The following is an 18,499-nucleotide window of genomic DNA, read 5'->3' as shown; positions in this document are numbered from 1 at the left end:
TACAATGCGGTGATGTTATCAGCTTCGTATGACTTTCCGTATGCCTGAACTGCCTGAAGTTGAAGTAACCCGCCGTGGCATCGCGCCAGCGCTGGTTGGCCGCCGTCTCACCAGCGCCGACTTTCGCGCCCCTGCGCTGCGCTACCCCTTGCCCCATGCGCATCGTGCAGCCTTTGTTGGCCAGCGGCTAATCGATCTGACCCGGCGCGCAAAATATCTGTTGCTGAATTTTGGCACGGGCCACTTGTTGATCCACCTGGGTATGTCGGGCAGCCTGCGACTGTTGTCGACCAATACGCCGGCGCAAAAACATGATCATGTTGATCTGGTCTTTGATCAAACCACGCTGCGCTTGCGCGACCCGCGGCGCTTTGGCGCCATCCTTTGGCTGGAAGGCGATGTAATCAACGACGTGCTCACTCACCCCTTGCTGGCAAGACTCGGCATCGAACCGCTCGATGAGGCATTTGACGCCAACTGGTTAAAGAATGAACTCACGGGCCTTAAATCAGCCATTAAACCGGTGCTGATGGATAGCCATCGCATGGTTGGCATCGGTAATATTTACGCGACTGAGAGCCTCTTTCGCGCAGGCATCCACCCCCGCACGGCGGCCGGGAAAATCTCGCTAGCACGTCTGCAACGACTGGTGCCGGCAATCAAAACCACGCTGAACGCAGCCATTGAAGCCGGGGGAAGCAGCCTGCGCGATTTCATTCATTCGGATGGCAGCTCGGGCTACTTTCAGCAGCAGTACTTCGCTTATGGCCGCACGGGCGAACCCTGCCATCTCTGCGGCCAACCGATCCGTGAAATAAAACAGGCGCAACGCACGACGTTTTACTGCGCACATTGCCAGCGGTAACTGTTTTTTATTTTGCCGTCAGGCGCATGAACTTCGCCATCAGGGCATCTTTTGACTCCACATTATCCTTGTCATTCGGAATGCAATCCACCGGGCATACTTCGCGACACTGCGGGGTATCAAAGTGGCCGACGCATTCGGTGCATTTCCCCGGATCGATGACATAAATTTCTTCGCCCTGCGAAATGGCGTTATTGGGGCATTCTGGCTCACATACGTCGCAGTTAATGCATTCATCCGTAATCAGTAAAGACATGGTTTTCCTTGGTTACCCGGTCATAAATTTAATTTTTTGCACAGCCGTCTTTTGGGCTAAATGCGCTAGCACCTGCGGCTGAACAAACTTTGACACATCACCACCGAGCAGGGCGATTTCGCGCACCATGGTGGCAGAAATGAACATGTACTGCTCTGCTGGTGTGAGAAAAACAGTTTCCACATCCGGATACAGGTTGCGGTTCATGCCAGCCATTTGAAACTCATAATCAAAATCAGAAACCGCGCGCAAACCGCGCACGACAATGGTTGCATGATGCTCATAGACAAAATTCATGAGCAGGCAATCAAAGCCATGAACTTCAACGTTCGGCACTTCACGCAGAATCTCGCGTGCCATATCCACCCGATCTGCCAGTGAAAACAGCGGATGTTTTTTGTGGCTTTCTGCAACGCCGATGATCACCCGGCCAAACAGACGCGCGGCACGCCGTACTAAATCTTCATGGCCCCGCGTAAAGGGGTCAAACGTGCCTGGATAAACAGCGATGCTTGTGCTCATGTCGCCTCCAGCAGATGAAAATAAACCTGGCCAGCCTGCCCCGCTTTCCTAACTGACCATCGGCCAAGTTGTGTGAGCGGCGCTTCCGCTTCAACATATAGATGCGCAGCGGGGGTTGCCAGTTCATCCAGCCGGGGCGCGATGCGCGCCGGCCAGCCCTGACCATACGGCGGATCGAGAAACAGCAGATCAAAACGCTTGCCGGTTGGGGGGATGAATTCTAGCGCATCGCACAAAAACAGTTGGATACGTGCACCAGCAAAGTTATCTAAGTTTTTTTTAAGCGTATGGAAAACGTGCCTCGATTGTTCCACGCAAGCTACATACGACGCGCCGCGCGAGGCCGCCTCTATACCCAGCACGCCACTACCGGCAAAAAGATCCAGGCAAGACAGGCCGCTCAAGTCGTGCCCTAGCCAGTTAAACAGCGTTTCACGCACGCGATCAGGTGTTGGCCGCAGACCCGGTGCATCGGTCACCTGGAGTCGCCGACTACGCCACTCGCCGCCGGTGATGCGAATTTGGCTCATGTGTTGCAGGTGGAGTCAATCAGCTGCTACGACAACGGTTACCAAGTGTTCGCGCGGGACATGGCGGGCAAAAGCATCGCGCACCTGAGCGATCGTCACCGCATTGACCCGTGCCGGAAAGTCGTCCAGATACGTGAGCGGCAGGCCGTAAAAACCGATGGTGGATAAATAGCCCAGCAACTTGGCGTTGCTATCTAAACGTAGCGCCAACCCATCGACAAGATTTTTTTTCGCCGCCACCAACTCTTTCGCAGTCGGGCCTTGCGCCATAAAAGTGATTAACACGTCATTAACCACTTTGAGCGCGTCATTGACTTGCGAGCGCTTGGTTTGCAGGTTAATGTCAAAGGGGCCGGCTAACAGTTGCGGGTAAAAATAAGAACTCACGCTATAGGCGTAGCCTCGCTTTTCGCGCACTTCTTGCATCAACCGTGAGGCAAAACCACCACCTCCCAAACTGTAATTGCCCACCAGCAGGGAAAAATAATCCGCATCGCCACACCGGACAGCCGGCAACCCGATATGCACATGGCTTTGTGCGGCAGGATGCGCCACTTTAATCATCTGACTTTCCGGCAGCGCGACGGACGGCAAGGTGGCGAGCGTGCCGCCAGCCGGCAAGACTTGTGATAACTGATTAGCGATGGCTTCAGCTTCGCTGCGCGAAATATCGCCAATGAGAGAGATCGCCACATTTTTAGCCGCGTAGTGTTGCTGATAAAAGTCCACCACGTCTTGCCGCGTGATGGCAGCAACACTCTCGGCTGTTGCGCTAACGCCGTAGGGATGATCAGGATAAATCGCTGCAGCAAATCGCTTGGCGGCTATCGCATTCGGCTGCGTGTCCGCTTCACGGATAGCGGCGATGCTGCGTTCTTTTTCACGCGTCAGCACGGCTTGCGGAAAAGTCGGCGCTGACAGAACGGTGCGCATGAGCGATAACGCGGCATCACGCTCCGGTTTTGCGGAGAGCGTGCGTAACGTCATGCTGGCACGGTCGTTATCGACCCCGCCACCTAATTGAGCACCCGTATCTGTCATGCGCTCAGCCAATTTTTCTTCATCCAGGTCGCCCGCCCCCGCTTCCAGCAAGCCGCGCGTGAGACCCGGCAGTCCGGCTTTGCCAGGCGGGGCATACGCATTGCCTGCGGCAAAATCGAGTTGCACATCGAGCATGGGCAAGCCACGAGTCTCAACGAAATATACACGCGCGCCGGTAGCGGTAGTCCAGTGTTCTATTTTTACGCCCGCTGTTGCCAACGCAGAAAAACACACGAGAACAAGAAAAGAAAAAATGGTTTTTACGGGATGCTTTTTCATTGTCATAAACTTTCTGCAACCAAGGATTATCAAACGGGCCGATGCCATGATTAATGCTGCGTCTTGACCGCAGGACTTAATGGCTGCTTCGGATCAGCGGCATCCATTGGCTGGGGGTCAAGCACAGCGATGGTCAAGGTGTCATCTTTGAAATATTTTTTAGCCACGGCCTGCACCTCTTCTACGGTAACCCCTTTGATCTGATCAACCAAGAGATCAATGTCCCGCCAGGATAGACCAACGGCCTCCACGCCGCCAATTTCCATCGCCTGCGCCATGAGCGAATCCCGCTTGTAGGTTTGTCCGGCAATGAGCTGGGTTTTCACACGGGCGAGTTCTTCTGGCGTGATACCGGCCTCTTGTATGTGGGCGATTTCTGCACGCAAGGCAGCTTCGAGTTCGGCCACGCTGCGCCCTTCGGCCGGTTGTCCATCCATAGTGAACGTCGCTTCACCGCGCACCGTGCCGTCATAACCCGCACCGGCCGATTGCGCAATATGCGTGCCCCGCACCAGGTTTTTAGCCAACCGCGAGGCATCATTTCCATCAAGCACCGCCGCCAGAACTTCTAGCGCATAGGGGTCGCGGTCTTTATGCACATCGCGCAGACGGGGTACTTTCCAGAGCATGGAAAGGTAGGGCAGCTTGGCAGGTGCCTTGATGCTCACACGCCGCCAACCTTTTTGTTCTGGCTCGTTCTGCGGTTTACGTTCGGGCAGCGCATGGGCTTTGTTCACGCCGTAATATTTTTGCGCCAAGCGGAACACCTCACGGTGATCGACATCGCCCACCACCACGACATAGGCATTGCTCGGCGTGTACCACTGGGTGTACCAATGATGCGCATCCTGCCAGGTTAGGTGTTCCAGGTCATTCATCCAGCCGATGATCGGGCGACGATAGGGGTGCGCCAGAAACGCCGCACCACGCGCTGCCTCAAACACCTGCGCCTGTGGATTGTCGTCTGTGCGCAAACGGCGCTCTTCCATCACCACTTTGATTTCGGAGGCAAACTCCGCCGGGGTAAAAGCCAGATTCGCCATTCGGTCAGCTTCAAGCTGCATCATTTCGGGTAATGCGCCCTTGGGCACAATTTGAAAATACGCGGTGTAATCGTAGGAAGTAAAGGCATTGTCCTGTCCGCCTGCGGCAGCAACGCGCTGATTGAATTCGCCCGACGGCAATCGCTTGGTGCCTTTGAACATCAAATGTTCCAGCGCATGCGCAACGCCCGATGTGCCATCTTTTTCGTCCATGCTGCCGACACGATACCAAACCATGTGCACTACCGTGGGCGCGCGGTGGTCTTCCTTGACGATAACACGCAACCCATTAGGCAAAGTGGTTTCAAATGTATTGAGATGGGGATTAGCAAAAGTCGGCGCTGGCAAGACGGCGGCAAACAACAAGGTTGCAAGGGAAATGGGAAATTTCATGGTGGGAGTCGGTAGGTATTCGCTGAAAGGTCAATGCGAGAGAGGGTGCTCTGTTAAAATTACTTCTGCGCGACATCTTATCGCTTCCGCCTCTGACATCTCACGCCTATGTTTAGTTTCCTCAAAAAAAAGGATGCGCCCTCCTCACGGAATGTGCCGGGCGAGTCCGCTGCATCGAACGCCCCGAACACATCAAGTGCCCACGAAGCAGCAGCTGCTGTCGCGCCCACGGCGACACCGGCTGGTCCACAGGCAGCGTCTGCGTCCACCTCATGGCGTGATCGGCTCAAGGCGGGCCTCTCGCGCACACGCGCAGCACTCACCACGCCGCTGGGAGAGTTGTTCAGCCGTAGCCGAATTGACGAGGCGCTGCTGGATGATCTTGAAACCACCTTACTCACCGCCGATTGTGGCGTCGACGCGACGCAGTGGTTGCTGGATGAACTCAAATTAACCGTCAAGAAAAACAAGCTCGACAGCCCGTCACAACTGCGGCAAGTACTGGCCGACCGGCTGATGACGCTGCTCGCGCCACTGGAACAGCCACTGGATGTGACTGCCCACAAGCCCTTCATCGTGATGATTGCCGGTGTGAACGGCGCGGGAAAAACCACCTCCATCGGTAAATTGGCGAAACACTTGCAGAGCCAAGGCAAGAGCGTATTACTGGCCGCAGGCGACACCTTTCGCGCGGCAGCGCGTGAGCAGCTCAAAGCCTGGGGCGAACGCAACGGCGTTGCCGTCATCGCGCAAGAATCGGGAGACCCGGCCGCCGTTGTGTTCGACGCGATCAGCGCCGCACGCGCGCGCAATATCGATGTCGTCTTGGCCGATACCGCTGGCCGCCTGCCCACACAATTACATCTGATGGAAGAAATTGCCAAGGTGCGACGCGTCATTCAAAAAATCGACGCCACCGGCCCGCATGAAGTATTACTGGTGCTGGATGCCAGCATCGGCCAAAACGCTGTGCAACAGGTCAAAGCGTTCGATCAATCCATTCAGGTCACCGGCCTCGTTCTCACCAAACTTGACGGTACCGCCAAGGGCGGCGTGCTGGCCGCCATCGCCCGGCAATGCCCCAAGCCTGTACGCTTCATTGGCGTAGGCGAAGGTATTGATGATTTGCAGCCGTTCCGGGCGGGTGAGTTTGTCGAGGCGCTACTGACGGGACCGGAAAATACCGCCGCGTAAGTAAGAGGTAAGAGCAAAGACGGGCCGCCTAAAGCGCATCGTTGTATCACCAGCAGGCTTTTCGCAGCGAGTCAGCGCAGACCTTCCAGAAAAGACGCAGGACCGAACACGGCAAGCAGCGTCAGATCTTCCTCAATATTGAAGAAGGAATGATCGGTTGTTGCACTAACAAAAAGCACCATGCCGGGTCGCACTTCACGCTCATCGTCACCCATACGCAGCCGGGCAAGCCCGTCAAGGACGATGTAAATTTCATCTTCCAGATGCGGCGCCTGCATATCCCGTGCGCCAGCAGGCAGTCGATACATTGCGCAGGACATTTGCGAAGACCGCAAAAACTCCATGAAACGCGGCTCTGTACCTTCAACTTTTTTTCTCAGATCAGCGAGGTCAAACACTTGCCAAGCGTGTACGGACATAAGATACCTTTCTTTGCGCCTTGCGCTATGGTTGGGCTCGGCGGCACGGATTGCGCCCATCGACAGCGAAAGCGGTATTTCGAATAACCGGTTGGCACAGGACAAAAAAAGTGACTTTTTTCAGTTTACAGGCACAACCCCTCATCGGCAACTTGTCTGATAAATATCCGTCACTTCGCTAGCGAGCAGCAGCAACCGGATGACCGCAAGAATGGATCTTTCCTAATTTTAAATCCTCCCACTTTGGCGTATAAGCGGGATTTGCGCACTAGGATAGTACGCCGATACTATCAAAACTCGACTTCAAGTTCCTCAATGTCGGTCGGCTCAAACTGTGCAGCGGTAATCCATTCCTGCATTTCAGGCATGGCCATCACCGTTTGACAATAGGCGGCGCAAACCGGGTCGAGTGCGACGTTGTAGGTCAGGAAACGAGTCACCACCGGCGCATACATGGCATCAGCCATGCTGCGCCGGTTCCCGAACAACCAGGGCCCGCCGTAGCGGGTGATGCAGTCGCGCCAGATGTCAGTAATGCGTTCGATATCGCCTTTAGCGCGCGACCAGACAGTGAAGTTTTTTACTTTGGCACTGAGATTCATTGGCAGTGCCGAGCGCAGGGCGGAAAATCCGGAGTGCATTTCACCGCAGATTGAGCGGCAGTGCGCACGCGCGGCCTGATCGGCAGGCAGCAAGCCAGCCTCGGGCTTGATCTCGTCTAAATATTCGGCAATGGCCAGCGTGTCCCAAACAGAAATACCATCGTGCTCCAGGCGTGGTACGAGAACGGAAGGCGAGAGCAGCAACAACTCGGCCCTGGCCGACGCATCGTCAGTTGCAACCAGCTTCTCGGTAAACGGCAGCCCGGCAAAGCGAACCAACAGCCAGCCGCGCAGAGACCATGAGGAATAATTTTTACTGCTCAGTGTGAGACTTGCTTTGGTCTTGGTCATGGGAACTCCGGTAGCTGAGAAGAGGGAAGCCCCACCAATCAGGCTAGGGGCTTGTTAAAGGGATAATATCTCTTCCACGTGGTATTGTTACAGACTAGAGTAAAGCAAAGTGCGTACCAAGGTACTGGATTTTGATTTGATTTTCCCGAGATAATGAAAATCATGCACATAGCTTGCTTGTTGTTGGGAGAGCACCCCTAATCCGGAAAGGATCCATGATGATTGCCGCAACTGCGCCCCACTACCAGATATATCAGGCTCTTTTTGACGCCAGCTACCCCGCGCGTAGCACCGCCCGTGCCCTGGCCCCCTGGTTGCGCCAAACAATGTTCTGGCTGCCAGATAACTGCACCGTGCGCAAACTGACCGCCATGTGCGAGGCAGTTGCCTTGGCTGGTCTGACGCACGAACGGCCAAGTTTCGGTATTGACGCCATTGAGGTTGACGGGCAAAAAATCACCGTGCATGAAGAAGCGACCCATGTCACGCCCTTCGCCACTTTGCTGCATTTTTGTAAAGACACGCCCAACCCTGGCCCCAAAGTGCTGCTGATCGCGCCTATCTCGGGCCACTTTGCCACTTTGCTGACCAGCACCGCACGCACGTTGCTCCAACATCACGACGTATATATCACCGACTGGCACAACATCCGCGATGTGCCACTGTCTGCGGGTACCTTCGGCATGGATGCCTTCATTGATCATCTGATCGGGTTCATCGACTGGCTGGGGCCGGAAACACATCTGGTTTCTGTTTGCCAGCCAACGGTAGGCACGCTCGCGGCCGTCGCCGTCATGGCCGCAGCACAAAGCCCCAACCAGCCACGCAGCATGACACTCATGGCCGGACCAATTGACTGCCGCATCAATCCAAGCGTGGTAAACAAACTGGCAACGGAAAAACCTATTGAGTGGTTTGAGCAGAACCTGATCGGTCTTGTGCCCTTACGCTATAAAGGCGCTTTGCGCCGCGTGTATCCGGGCTATATGCAGATCTCTGCTTTTTTGAGCATGAATGCCGAACGGCATATGGATTCCTTTCGGAACATGTTCTCTAGCCGGGTGAGCGGCGATCACACCAAGGCCGAAAGCATCAGGGATTTTTACGCAGAATATCTAGCCATGATGGATATGTCAGCTGAGTTCTATCTTGAAACCGTACGCTTCGTCTTTCAGGAACATGCGTTGCCGCAAGGAAAACTGGAATACCGCGGCACACGGGTGAACCCTGCGGCAATCCGCCGTACGGCCTTGTTCACGATAGAAGGCGAGAAGGACGACATTTGTTCTATTGGCCAAACCCTGTCGGCTCATGATCTGTGCAGTAAGCTCGCACCCTACCGCAAGCAGCATCACCTCCAGCCCGGTGCCGGCCATTACGGCGTGTTCAATGGCAAGCGCTGGGAGCGACAAATCTACCCGCGCGTAAGAGCCTTTATCCACGATTTTGACGAGTAGCGAATTATTCCAAACCAAACGCACCACAAAAGTAAGTCCGTGCTGGTTTGAATCTTTGAACCCGTTTCTGGGCGTTTCTGGATGAGACGCCGCGAAGCAAGGGCGGGGATAAGCGAGCTCCAGCACCACTGGCACGATGGCAAGGTGTCCGTGTGAGATACCGCTGTAGACGATAAACTATGCTCCTGAATTTGATCGCTAGACCTGACTGTTTCCGCAAGAACCCACTCGAAACATGATTCGTTTTGACCGCGTTGCCAAACGTTATCCCCCCGGCATTGATGCCTTGTCTACGCTAAGCTTTGAAATGGCAGCAGGCGAAATTTTGGTTGTCAGCGGCCACTCGGGGGCGGGCAAATCGACGTTGATTAAACTCATTGCCGCGATCGAGCAACCAACTTCCGGCGCGGTGCTGGTCGGTGGGCGAAATGTCGGCGGGCTTGCGCGCTCGGCTTTGCCTTTTTTGCGTCGACGCCTGGGGCTCGTATTGCAAGATCAAAAACTGCTTTTTGATCGCTCGGTTTTCGAGAATGTCATGCTGCCACTGGCCATTACCGGTTTCCCACCCAAAGAAGCGACACAACGCGTACGGGCTGCGCTGGATAAAGTAGGCTTGGCCGCGCGCGAAAAAGCGCTACCAATTGCGCTGTCTGGCGGTGAACAGCAGCGACTAGCCATCGCCCGTGCGGTAGTTAGCCGCCCCGCGCTACTGCTCGCCGACGAACCCACTGCCCACCTCGACGCTGAAACAGCGACTGATGTAGCACGCATCTTTCACGAGTTTCACCGCGCCGGTGTCACTGTGCTAATTGCAACCTATGATGGCCAATTATTTCCAGAGGCGCGAACGCTGCGCCTAGACCACGGGCACTTGGTGCCATGAATCCATAATGAACATCTGGCTCATTCAACATGGCCATGGTCTGCGCATTGCTTTACGTCGGCTAATCTCTGCACCGCTGACAACGCTGCTGTCTCTGCTGGCTATTGGGATTGCGCTAGCCCTCCCTGCGGGCGGCCAGATGCTGTTAGACAATGCTCGGCAGCTTGCGGGCAACACGTCAGCCACTCCGCAGATTTCCGTATTCATGGCAACTGATGCTGGACGCGACGCGGCGAACGAGCTCGGCGCACGCTTAAAAAAACATCCCGCCGTAAAGCAGCAACGATTTCTACCTCGCGAAGAAACCTTGCAACGCATGAAAGCCAATGCAGGCTTGCGTGAGGTGATTGATGCATTGCCTGATAACCCCTTTCCCGATGCTTTTATAGTTACGGCACGTGATGATCAGCCAACAACACTTGATCCGCTCGTCGCTGAGTTTCGCCAGTGGCCCAAGGTGGCGCATGTTCAGCTTGATTCTGCTTGGGCTCGAAGGCTGGAGGCGTTGCTCCGCTTAGGTCGTAATGTAATTATCCTGCTAGGAGGGCTATTGGCTACAGGGTTGATCGCTATCACCTTCAACATTATCCGCATGCAAGTTCTGACACACCGCGCTGAAATTGAGGTATCCCAGCTGCTTGGCGCGACCAATGGGTTTATTCGCCGTCCCTTTCTGTACTTTGGCGCTTTACTGGGTTTAGGTGGCGGTATCACTGCGTGGCTGCTCATCGCCGCTGCCGCCTGGTGGCTGCGCGCCCCGCTGAGTGACCTGCTGCATCTCTATGATTTCAGCTTTGCTCTACAACCCTTGAGTCTAGGTGACTCTGCGATTTTGCTTGGTTCAGCTACAGGACTTGGTTGGCTAGGTGCTCTGTTATCTCTTGGACAACATTTGCGCCACCCTTAAGTACGCTGCAGCCCATTAAAGGCCATGGCAAATGGAACTTTTATGGGTATTGGCACTCCCACGCGTGGAGTGCTAATATAGTTCCCCAGGAGTCAGAACCATGAGTTACGCGTTATCACACAAGCAATTTCCAACCATTTCCGGTAGCGGGAGTATCGAGGCTTATATCTCAGCCGCGAATCGCATGCCTATGCTCAGTGAAACTGAAGAGCTTGCCTTGGCACGCCGTTTTGCCGACGAGGGGGATATTGAGGCTGCCCGTGCATTGGTCACATCCCATCTGCGCTTGGTCATCGCCATTGCCCGTGGTTATCTGGGCTATGGCTTACCCCACGCCGATTTGATTCAGGAAGGCAATATCGGTTTGATGAAAGCGGTGAAGCGTTTCGACCCGAACCGCGGCGTGCGGCTGGTCTCTTTTGCTATGCACTGGATCAAAGCCGAGATTCATGAATACATTCTCAAAAACTGGCGGCTCGTTAAAATTGCCACCACCAAGGCACAGCGAAAACTGTTTTTCAACTTGCGCAGTATCAAAGCATCATTAGCGCAACAAGATGGCTCACGTCAAAATTTTGGTACACTCGATGTCGATGGCGTTAATACAATAGCTCAACGACTTGGCGTAAAGCCGGAAGAAGTTGTCGAGATGGAAACGCGTTTCACCGGTACCGACGTATCACTAGAGCCGACTTCTGACGAGGACGAAGATCGTTTCGCCCCTATCGCCTACCTGACAGCGGACAGCTGCAACGAACCGATAGCCATTCTTGAGCGTAAAGAGCTTGATCACTTAGAGGAAGAAGGGCTGCAAGGGGCTTTAGCCAGCCTTGATGACCGTAGTCGTGAAATTATTCAGCGCCGTTGGTTGGTTCGCGAGGGAGAGTCTGCCGCAACCTTGCATGAGCTTGCAGCTGAGTATGGTGTCTCGGCCGAGCGTATCCGTCAAATTGAAGCTAAAGCACTACAAAAAATGAAAGGTTCATTGCTCGCAACAGCTTAAAACCGCATCGCTATGCGAAAAAAGTTGAAATTCTTTTCAATGCACCAGGCCAGTAAATGCAGCCACGCTGCCTTTTTTATTTCCCCGCCAACAGTTTTTTAACATCCTCAGCAATGCGTTGAGGTGTTTCTCCGTATTTCAAATACAAGCGCAATCGGCCTTGTGGATCGTACACGTAGCTTCCGGTCGAGTGATCGATAGAATAACTTCCCGGGGTTGTTCCTGCTTGTTTTTTGTAGAACACTTTAAACGCCTGCGCAGTTGCCTCCGTTTCGGCAGCCCCCCCTCGCAACCCCAGAAAAGAGGGGTGAAAAGAAGACACATACTGCGCTAGAAGCGCGGCTGTATCGCGCTCTGGATCAAGCGTTATAAAAAGAACTTGCAAGCGATCGGCCTCGGGGCCTAATAGCTTCAAGGTTTCTTGCAAAGAACTGAGCGTCGTTGGGCATACATCTGGACATTGGGTATAGCCAAAAAAAACGATAGCAACCTTACCCTTAAAATCAGACAGTCGACGTTGTTTGCCGTTTTGGTCTTGCAGAGCAAAATCCACCCCGATCGAACCACCGGTAAGATCAGTTGCATTAAAGTGGGTAGGAGCGTCACACCCCACACTCAGAAAAGCAGCAAGCAGAAGAATGAAACGTCGCATTAACGGATGTAGTGATCTATCAATAGTGCGGCAAACAATGCTGATAGATAAATAATAGAAAAGCGAAACGTTTTTTTAGCCAAAAGATCACTGTAATTGCGCCATATTTTCCAAGAGTAAACCAGAAATATGGCGTCCAGCAGAACTGCGCTGATTAGATAAGCCACCCCGCTCATGCCAATAATAAAAGGCATGAATGTGACTGCTGTCAGCAAAATGGTATATAGAAAAACATGTAGCCGAGTGAATTCAGGGCCATGCGTCACAGGCAGCATAGGCACACCCGCTGCGGCGTATTCTTCAGTGCGATAAAGCGCTAGCGCCCAAAAATGGGGCGGCGTCCAAATAAAAATAATGAGCACCAGTACCCATGCTTCTGCCGGCACAGAGTTCGTGATTGCCGCCCAACCTAAGGCGGGTGGCATTGCGCCTGACAAACCACCAATCACAATGTTTTGCGGCGTGCGCGGCTTTAGAAATAGGGTGTAAATCAGGGCATAGCCAACAAAAGTGGCGAGTGTCAATATCGCCGTTAGGGCATTAACCCATACTAATAAGATAATCATCCCTATCGCACCCAAAGCGGAGGACCACCCAAGTGCAGCACGGACACTAATAGCGCCTCGCGCTGTGGGACGACTGCGCGTACGCGCCATACGCTGATCGATTTTTAGCTCTAGTAGACAGTTAAAAGCGGCTGCGGCAGCAGAAACAAGGCCGATCCCGATGGTGGCCGCAATGACTCTCCAAAAAGTCAAGTTCTCGCTTGGCGCCAGTAGCATGCCAATCAGGGCGCAGAAAACAATTAACGAGATCACACGCGGCTTGGTGAGCGTGAGATAGTCGCTGGCCATCGACCCAAAACCAGCGTCAGACGAAATAGAAGGAAGCGGAGCAGCTGTAGTCATGATCTGTATTACCAGGAAAATCTAGCCCAGTCCCGAAAACCGCAACAAGCGGCCGAGGTCTTTGAGAATGCCTTTCGGTTCCGAACGATCATCGTAACGCAAGACGAGATTGCCCAGGGGGTCAATCAAGAAAATGAATGCGCCAGAATCTGTACTTAACGGCAACTGCGAAAGCTTGGTCAGGTCGGTAACTCGGGTCAAATGAAGACCCGGGTGAAGTTTTAACAGTTGTGGATCAGGCTGACCCTCACCCAATATCACCCATACACGCTCGACGCGCTCCATATTTTCATTTTGGGCGGTGCGTATTTGACGCATTAGATACAACTTTTGCTGGCACCGAGCATCACAGTTTGCAGATTGCACAGTGAGGAAAACCCATTTTTTTCGCACCACTTCGCCAAGCGTTTTGCCAGAGTTAGCTCCCTCTGGCCATAATTCCTGTAATCCTGCGGGGTGAGTTTCCAACAACTCGCCATGATTGGTTTGTGATAAAGGCTTCCACCATAGATAGAGTCCATAGGAAGCTATCACTGGTAATGTACCAATGATAAACAATAGCGTCAGCGTTCGTTGTGCTTTAGTCATTTCTTGTTTTTAGTTGGAGGGCGCTCATCGCTTTCTATGCAGGTTTTCTGCGCAAGAAATAATAGCCCCAGAAAATCAATGTTGTTACCGCAAGGGAAAACCATTGTAGCGCGTAGCCACGATTTCGATCCGCTCCGCTACCTGGATGCGGCCAATCCCGCACCAGACCGTCTTGTGCGGTGCTGGTTTGATATAGAACTAATGGCTGAATAAGCAAACCAGACCATTCGGAAAATTGACTCGGCTCTACCTCGCTCCATATTGCCCCGTTACGGGCAAATTTGCCAACTGAGCCAACCCGGGGTGTCCGTTCATGAATTATCCCGCTAATGGTCTGGATACCCGGTGGGGTAATTATTTGTGGCAGCTGATTACGGTCGTTCGTGCCATGAATCCAGCCACGATTTACCAAGACATACCAATCGCTTCCGGTAATTCGCAAGGGCATCAACACTTGAAAACCCGCTTGACCTTGATAAATTTGGTTATCAAGAAACAGCGTTTTTTCTTTTACCCATTCCCCCTGTACCATCGCCGGATAAGCATCGAGACTTTTAGCTTCTATCAGTGCAGGGCCGAGAATGATAGGAGGCGAGCTCCGAACGGCAAGCATTTTTTCCTCAAGCGCATCGCGCTGATGCGCCCTATCCAGTTGCCAAAACCCTAACCGGGCCGTGACTAAGATAACCAGCAATGCGGCGAGGGTGGGTATAATTTTTTTCAAGCGGAGTAGGTACATCAAACAGAGGGTAGCAAGCGTCAAAATTATCTAAAACACTCAGACTATTTCCATTAAACTGTTCTTGATTATTGGAGAAAATGTTCTTTGGTGCTCATAAATGAAAATTATTGTGATCTTGATGCTAGTCGCTATTTTCGCCAGCTTGTTTTCTGCCCTCTTTTTCCTATTTCAGGATCGAGCCGGTTCGACCCGCACCGTAAAAGCTTTAACCTTGCGTATATCACTATCTATAGCGCTATTTGCATTACTGATGGTAGCGCACTACTTCGGAATAGTTGGCAAGCATTCCTAACGACAGCATCCCGAAGATACTCGCCTGGCTGAAAAAATTGGCGCTCCTCCCAGGGGCGCCAATTTTTAAATGCAACTGACAGCTATAACGTTTCTGTTTCTTTTAGAGCCAATACACAACAACAAAAAGAAATAACCAAACCACGTCAACAAAGTGCCAATACCAAGCAACTGCTTCAAAAGCAAAATGATGTTCTGGTGTGAAGTGGCCTTTAAGCGAACGAAACAATATCACAGCCAGCATGATGGCGCCAAGAGTGACATGGAAGCCGTGAAACCCTGTCAGCATAAAAAACGTACTGCCATAGCCGCCCGTAGAAAGCTTCAGGTTCATCTCATGATAAGCATGAGAGTATTCGGTAACCTGAAACCAGAGAAAAACTGACCCAAGCAAAACAGTCAAAAACAAACCGATATTTAACTGTGTACGTTGATTCTTCATAAGCCCCCAGTGAGCCCACGTCAGCGTTGCGCCTGAGGATAGCAGCAAGAGCGTATTGATCGCAGGAATTCCCCATGGCAACATGGCTTCCCATTGATCTTTAAAACCAGGCCCCGCGCTAGGCCATACGTTTTTAAAACCAGGCCAAATTAACGCATTATCTACACTCGCCAGATCAGGAACCGAGATAACACGAATGTAAAAAAGGGCACCAAAAAATGCAGAGAAAAACATGACTTCTGAGAAGATAAACCAGCCCATTCCCCAGCGAAAAGAGCCATCAACACGCTTGTTGTACTCACCGGCCTGTGATTCTCCAACAACCTTTCTGAACCAACCATACATCATATAAAGCAGCACGGCCAGGCCAGTTAGCAGCGTTGGCATGCCCGGACCCACCTTGTTCATAACCATAACAGCTCCGGCAGCCATCAATAGCAGGGCAAATGAACCAACCAGTGGCCAAGCTGATGGCCCTGGAACATAGTAATAACTCTCTTCATGTGTAGACATCAATAATCTCCCTTCAAAATCTTTTCAAGCAGTTGTCCCGATATTAGCCAAAATTACTTTGACCAGCACCACAACGCCAACCACAAAAATAATTCCACCAATGATCCCGGCAACTACAACCTGCTTTAATGAAATACTTGCAGCATCAGACTCATAATCTTGGCGGCGGCGGATTCCAAGAAACGACCAAAAAACTGCGCTTACAATTGTAAAAAACCCGGCTTGGGGGGGGTTTTCAGTTTTCGCATCCAAGCTCATACGCCACCTTTCACTTTACCTACATAACCAGCGTTGCTTTCTGCTCGCCGGTTGCCCTCAACCTCAAAGAACGTATAAGAGAGTGTAATTGTTGCAATCTCTTTGGGCAGCGCAGGGTCAACAACAAAAACAACAGGCATTTGCCGAGTTTCACCCGGTGCAAGTGTTTGTTTGTTAAAACAAAAGCATTCCAGTTTGTGAAAGTATTGCGCTGCGAGTGGCGGACCATAGCTGGGAATGGCTTGCCCGGTAACCGACACACCACGCATGTTAACAACCTCAAACATCACCTGAGCAAGCTGGCCGGGATGGACAGAAAGATGACCTTCCAGCGGCTTAAACTTCCACGCCATATTATGCAGATTGGTATCAAACTCAACAGTGACAACCCGCGAAGTATCCACTTGCGTATTAACTGGCCGGTCATCCACGCCAGTCTGGTTAATACCCAGAGCGACACAAACGACCGGATAGAGTGGTATCAAGGCATAACCAAACCCGAACATAGCGACCGAAAACGTTGCTAATTTAAGCAACGTTCGCAGATTACGACTGGCAGATGAAAGGCTTTTCTTCAACGGGTTAGATACCAGCTCTGCGCAATAAACCCAAAAAACACAAAAGCCGCCAAAACAGCAAGGACTATTGCTGTACGCAAATTTTTGGTTTTCACCTTAGAGGTAAACATTGTATTGGGCTATTCCACGCAATCACTTTATTTTACGATCGGCTGCACTTCCCACGTGTGATACGGCGCTGGAGAAGGAACATCCCACTCTAGTCCTTCTGCGCCTTCCCACGGCTTGGCAGGCGCTTTAGGGCCACCTTTGATACAGGTAATCACAACGTACAAAAAGAGCAACTGCGATAAACCGAGGCCAAATGCACCAATCGTTGAAATTTGATTGAAGTCAGTAAACTGCACCGCATAGTCAGGAATACGACGTGGCATACCAGCAAGACCAAGAAAGTGCTGGACGAAAAATGTCATGTTGAAGAAGATGAAGGTAAGCCAAAAATGCAGTTGACCCAATTTTTCGTTGTACATATGTCCCGTCCACTTTGGTAGCCAGTAATAAGCACCGGCAAAAGCAGAAAACAACGCGCCAGCCACCATGGTGTAATGGAAATGAGCTACGACGTAGTACGTATCTTGCATCTGTACATCAACCGCCGCCATCGCCAGAACCAGCCCTGAAAAGCCACCGATGGTGAAGAGAAAGATAAAACCAATTGCAAATAACATCGGCGTCTCAAAACTCAACGAACCACGCCACATGGTTGCAGTCCAGTTGAAAATTTTTACACCCGTCGGTACTGCAATGAACATCGTGGCATACATGAAGTAAAGCTGTGCTGTCACGGGCATGCCCGTGGTGTACATATGATGCGCCCACACAGTGAAAGAAAGAATTCCAATCGCAGCCACCGCGTACACCATCGAGGCATAACCAAACAGCGGCTTACGAGAGAATGTGGAAATCACATGGGAAACAATACCAAAGCCGGGAATAATGACAATATAGACTTCTGGATGTCCAAAAAACCAGAAAATATGCTGATACAAAACAGGATCGCCACCACCTGCTGCACTGAAAAAACTTGTTCCAAAATGGCGATCTGTCAGCAACATGGTGACCGCTCCAGCAAATACAGGCATCACGGCGATAATCAAAAACGCAGTCACCAGCCATGTCCAGCAAAACAGTGGCATTTTCATCAGTGTCATGCCCGGGGCTCGGAGATTAAAAATAGTTGTGATAATGTTGATCGAACCCATAATCGACGAAATGCCAAGAATGTGAATGGCGAAAATTGCCATATCCATCCCCATTCCCAGCTGTATGGTCAGCGGGGGATAAAGAGTCCATCCGGCCGCAGCAGCACCACCGGGCACAAACAGCGAGGTTGTCAACAATAGGGCTGCGGGCGGCAACAGCCAGAAACTCAGGTTATTCATGCGCCCAAACGCCATATCCGATGCGCCGATTTGTAACGGCAGCATCCAGTTAGCGAAGCCCACAAACGCGGGCATAATCGCACCGAAAACCATGATAAGACCGTGCAAGGTTGTTAGCTGGTTAAAGAATTCTGGACGGACAATTTGCAGGCCCGGCTGAAAAAGTTCGGAGCGAATGGTGAGCGCCATACAGCCACCCACCAAAAACATGGCGAAACTAAACCACAGATACATCGTGCCGATATCTTTGTGGTTGGTTGTTGTTATCCAGCGCATCAACCCAGTGGGGTGATGCCCATGGTCATCATGGCCGACGCTGTGCCCGTTCGCGGTTGTTGTTGCTGTATTCATGCGATTCTCCTGATCTTCCTGATTAAGCATGGACCTTCATGGACCTTTG

22 protein-coding genes are annotated in these 18,499 nt (G+C 52.1%); 7 read left to right on the top strand and 15 right to left on the bottom strand.

From position 1 onward, the window contains the following. Positions 1-40 precede the first annotated feature (40 nt). Positions 41-865 carry a bifunctional DNA-formamidopyrimidine glycosylase/DNA-(apurinic or apyrimidinic site) lyase gene (mutM, locus tag PG1C_RS01720; RefSeq protein WP_202635726.1) on the top strand — a complete coding sequence of 275 codons (825 nt, stop codon included), beginning with the start codon at positions 41-43 and terminating at the stop codon, positions 863-865. Between the two features lie 7 nt (positions 866-872). Here the strand turns inward: mutM and PG1C_RS01715 are convergent, their stop codons facing one another. The 5 genes from PG1C_RS01715 to PG1C_RS01695 are packed head-to-tail and all read right to left on the bottom strand — an operon-like array spanning position 873 to position 4,929. After that, the gene (locus PG1C_RS01715; protein WP_202635725.1) at positions 873-1,121 is read right to left on the bottom strand and encodes a YfhL family 4Fe-4S dicluster ferredoxin; all 249 of its coding nucleotides are present in this window, start codon (positions 1,119-1,121) and stop codon (positions 873-875) included. A gap of 12 nt (positions 1,122-1,133) precedes the next feature. Next, positions 1,134-1,643 carry a pantetheine-phosphate adenylyltransferase gene (coaD, locus tag PG1C_RS01710; RefSeq protein WP_202635724.1) on the bottom strand — a complete coding sequence of 170 codons (510 nt, stop codon included), beginning with the start codon at positions 1,641-1,643 and terminating at the stop codon, positions 1,134-1,136. Beyond that, on the bottom strand, positions 1,640-2,173 hold the full coding sequence (rsmD, locus tag PG1C_RS01705; RefSeq protein ID WP_202635723.1) for a 16S rRNA (guanine(966)-N(2))-methyltransferase RsmD: 534 nt from the start codon (positions 2,171-2,173) through the stop codon (positions 1,640-1,642). The genes coaD and rsmD overlap by 4 nt, the downstream gene beginning before the upstream one ends. A gap of 15 nt (positions 2,174-2,188) precedes the next feature. Then, the gene (locus PG1C_RS01700) at positions 2,189-3,499 is read right to left on the bottom strand and encodes a M16 family metallopeptidase (protein WP_237218247.1); all 1,311 of its coding nucleotides are present in this window, start codon (positions 3,497-3,499) and stop codon (positions 2,189-2,191) included. Positions 3,500-3,543: 44 nt separating this feature from the next. Beyond that, positions 3,544-4,929, bottom strand: a complete 1,386-nt coding sequence (locus PG1C_RS01695; RefSeq protein WP_202635722.1) for a M16 family metallopeptidase — start codon at positions 4,927-4,929, stop codon at positions 3,544-3,546. Positions 4,930-5,037: 108 nt separating this feature from the next. On the opposite strand from PG1C_RS01695, the gene ftsY reads away from it, so the two are divergent. Next, positions 5,038-6,123 (top strand): signal recognition particle-docking protein FtsY, encoded by a 1,086-nt coding sequence (ftsY, locus tag PG1C_RS01690; protein WP_202635721.1) that lies wholly within the window; start codon positions 5,038-5,040, stop codon positions 6,121-6,123. Positions 6,124-6,194: 71 nt separating this feature from the next. Here ftsY and PG1C_RS01685 read toward each other — a convergent pair whose 3' ends face one another. Together PG1C_RS01685 and PG1C_RS01680 are read right to left on the bottom strand one after the other, a co-directional pair. After that, the gene (locus PG1C_RS01685) at positions 6,195-6,542 is read right to left on the bottom strand and encodes a cupin domain-containing protein (protein WP_202635720.1); all 348 of its coding nucleotides are present in this window, start codon (positions 6,540-6,542) and stop codon (positions 6,195-6,197) included. A gap of 290 nt (positions 6,543-6,832) precedes the next feature. Next, complete coding sequence (locus PG1C_RS01680) at positions 6,833-7,495, bottom strand: glutathione S-transferase (protein WP_202635719.1); 663 nt, start codon at positions 7,493-7,495, stop codon at positions 6,833-6,835. Between the two features lie 215 nt (positions 7,496-7,710). Here PG1C_RS01680 and PG1C_RS01675 point away from each other — a divergent pair, with 215 nt between their 5' ends. The 4 genes from PG1C_RS01675 (at position 7,711) to rpoH (ending at position 11,745) form a co-directional block, all read left to right on the top strand. Next, positions 7,711-8,952 (top strand): polyhydroxyalkanoate depolymerase, encoded by a 1,242-nt coding sequence (locus PG1C_RS01675; RefSeq protein WP_202635718.1) that lies wholly within the window; start codon positions 7,711-7,713, stop codon positions 8,950-8,952. Positions 8,953-9,187: 235 nt separating this feature from the next. Then, positions 9,188-9,835, top strand: coding sequence for a cell division ATP-binding protein FtsE (locus PG1C_RS01670; RefSeq protein ID WP_202635717.1), 648 nt, complete (start codon positions 9,188-9,190; stop codon positions 9,833-9,835). Positions 9,836-9,842: 7 nt separating this feature from the next. After that, a complete protein-coding gene (ftsX, locus tag PG1C_RS01665) occupies positions 9,843-10,742 on the top strand; it encodes a permease-like cell division protein FtsX (RefSeq protein WP_202635716.1) in 900 nt (299 codons plus the stop codon). A 100-nt stretch (positions 10,743-10,842) separates the two neighbouring features. Then, entirely contained in the window at positions 10,843-11,745 is a 903-nt protein-coding gene (gene rpoH, locus PG1C_RS01660; RefSeq protein ID WP_202635715.1) for an RNA polymerase sigma factor RpoH, read from the top strand. A 76-nt stretch (positions 11,746-11,821) separates the two neighbouring features. Here rpoH and PG1C_RS01655 read toward each other — a convergent pair whose 3' ends face one another. From PG1C_RS01655 to PG1C_RS01640, 4 genes are all read right to left on the bottom strand, one after another. Next, positions 11,822-12,397 (bottom strand): SCO family protein, encoded by a 576-nt coding sequence (locus PG1C_RS01655; RefSeq protein ID WP_202635714.1) that lies wholly within the window; start codon positions 12,395-12,397, stop codon positions 11,822-11,824. Beyond that, positions 12,397-13,251, bottom strand: coding sequence for a heme o synthase (gene cyoE, locus PG1C_RS01650; protein ID WP_202636873.1), 855 nt, complete (start codon positions 13,249-13,251; stop codon positions 12,397-12,399). The genes PG1C_RS01655 and cyoE overlap by 1 nt, the downstream gene beginning before the upstream one ends. A gap of 75 nt (positions 13,252-13,326) precedes the next feature. After that, positions 13,327-13,893: a hypothetical protein gene (locus PG1C_RS01645; protein ID WP_202635713.1), complete on the bottom strand. Its 567-nt coding sequence runs from the start codon at positions 13,891-13,893 to the stop codon at positions 13,327-13,329. A 34-nt stretch (positions 13,894-13,927) separates the two neighbouring features. Further along, on the bottom strand, positions 13,928-14,617 hold the full coding sequence (locus tag PG1C_RS01640; RefSeq protein WP_202635712.1) for an SURF1 family protein: 690 nt from the start codon (positions 14,615-14,617) through the stop codon (positions 13,928-13,930). Positions 14,618-14,732: 115 nt separating this feature from the next. Here PG1C_RS01640 and PG1C_RS01635 point away from each other — a divergent pair, with 115 nt between their 5' ends. Beyond that, positions 14,733-14,927 (top strand): twin transmembrane helix small protein, encoded by a 195-nt coding sequence (locus tag PG1C_RS01635; protein WP_202635711.1) that lies wholly within the window; start codon positions 14,733-14,735, stop codon positions 14,925-14,927. 102 nt (positions 14,928-15,029) lie between these two features. Here PG1C_RS01635 and PG1C_RS01630 read toward each other — a convergent pair whose 3' ends face one another. From PG1C_RS01630 to ctaD, 4 genes are all read right to left on the bottom strand, one after another. Beyond that, a complete protein-coding gene (locus PG1C_RS01630; protein ID WP_202635710.1) occupies positions 15,030-15,881 on the bottom strand; it encodes a cytochrome c oxidase subunit 3 in 852 nt (283 codons plus the stop codon). 24 nt (positions 15,882-15,905) lie between these two features. Then, positions 15,906-16,133 (bottom strand): DUF2970 domain-containing protein, encoded by a 228-nt coding sequence (locus tag PG1C_RS01625; protein ID WP_237218246.1) that lies wholly within the window; start codon positions 16,131-16,133, stop codon positions 15,906-15,908. 2 nt (positions 16,134-16,135) lie between these two features. After that, positions 16,136-16,717, bottom strand: coding sequence for a cytochrome c oxidase assembly protein (locus tag PG1C_RS01620; protein WP_202635708.1), 582 nt, complete (start codon positions 16,715-16,717; stop codon positions 16,136-16,138). Positions 16,718-16,854: 137 nt separating this feature from the next. Beyond that, positions 16,855-18,450 carry a cytochrome c oxidase subunit I gene (gene ctaD / locus PG1C_RS01615; protein ID WP_202635707.1) on the bottom strand — a complete coding sequence of 532 codons (1,596 nt, stop codon included), beginning with the start codon at positions 18,448-18,450 and terminating at the stop codon, positions 16,855-16,857. Between the last annotated feature and the right edge of the window lie 49 nt (positions 18,451-18,499).

It is taken from the genome of Rugosibacter aromaticivorans (assembly GCF_000934545.1).
In the GTDB taxonomy this organism is placed as follows: domain Bacteria; phylum Pseudomonadota; class Gammaproteobacteria; order Burkholderiales; family Rhodocyclaceae; genus Rugosibacter; species Rugosibacter aromaticivorans.
This window is presented reverse-complemented; position numbering and strand designations above follow the sequence as displayed.

Coding starts and splice junctions, on each gene's coding strand:
- mutM (WP_202635726.1), top strand. CDS start 41: ATGCCTGAACTGCCTGAAGTTGAAGTAACCCGCCGTGGCATCGCGCCA.
- PG1C_RS01715 (WP_202635725.1), bottom strand. CDS start 1,121: ATGTCTTTACTGATTACGGATGAATGCATTAACTGCGACGTATGTGAG.
- coaD (WP_202635724.1), bottom strand. CDS start 1,643: ATGAGCACAAGCATCGCTGTTTATCCAGGCACGTTTGACCCCTTTACG.
- rsmD (WP_202635723.1), bottom strand. CDS start 2,173: ATGAGCCAAATTCGCATCACCGGCGGCGAGTGGCGTAGTCGGCGACTC.
- PG1C_RS01700 (WP_237218247.1), bottom strand. CDS start 3,499: ATGACAATGAAAAAGCATCCCGTAAAAACCATTTTTTCTTTTCTTGTT.
- PG1C_RS01695 (WP_202635722.1), bottom strand. CDS start 4,929: ATGAAATTTCCCATTTCCCTTGCAACCTTGTTGTTTGCCGCCGTCTTG.
- ftsY (WP_202635721.1), top strand. CDS start 5,038: ATGTTTAGTTTCCTCAAAAAAAAGGATGCGCCCTCCTCACGGAATGTG.
- PG1C_RS01685 (WP_202635720.1), bottom strand. CDS start 6,542: ATGTCCGTACACGCTTGGCAAGTGTTTGACCTCGCTGATCTGAGAAAA.
- PG1C_RS01680 (WP_202635719.1), bottom strand. CDS start 7,495: ATGACCAAGACCAAAGCAAGTCTCACACTGAGCAGTAAAAATTATTCC.
- PG1C_RS01675 (WP_202635718.1), top strand. CDS start 7,711: ATGATGATTGCCGCAACTGCGCCCCACTACCAGATATATCAGGCTCTT.
- PG1C_RS01670 (WP_202635717.1), top strand. CDS start 9,188: ATGATTCGTTTTGACCGCGTTGCCAAACGTTATCCCCCCGGCATTGAT.
- ftsX (WP_202635716.1), top strand. CDS start 9,843: ATGAACATCTGGCTCATTCAACATGGCCATGGTCTGCGCATTGCTTTA.
- rpoH (WP_202635715.1), top strand. CDS start 10,843: ATGAGTTACGCGTTATCACACAAGCAATTTCCAACCATTTCCGGTAGC.
- PG1C_RS01655 (WP_202635714.1), bottom strand. CDS start 12,397: ATGCGACGTTTCATTCTTCTGCTTGCTGCTTTTCTGAGTGTGGGGTGT.
- cyoE (WP_202636873.1), bottom strand. CDS start 13,251: ATGGCCAGCGACTATCTCACGCTCACCAAGCCGCGTGTGATCTCGTTA.
- PG1C_RS01645 (WP_202635713.1), bottom strand. CDS start 13,893: ATGACTAAAGCACAACGAACGCTGACGCTATTGTTTATCATTGGTACA.
- PG1C_RS01635 (WP_202635711.1), top strand. CDS start 14,733: ATGAAAATTATTGTGATCTTGATGCTAGTCGCTATTTTCGCCAGCTTG.
- PG1C_RS01630 (WP_202635710.1), bottom strand. CDS start 15,881: ATGTCTACACATGAAGAGAGTTATTACTATGTTCCAGGGCCATCAGCT.
- ctaD (WP_202635707.1), bottom strand. CDS start 18,450: ATGAATACAGCAACAACAACCGCGAACGGGCACAGCGTCGGCCATGAT.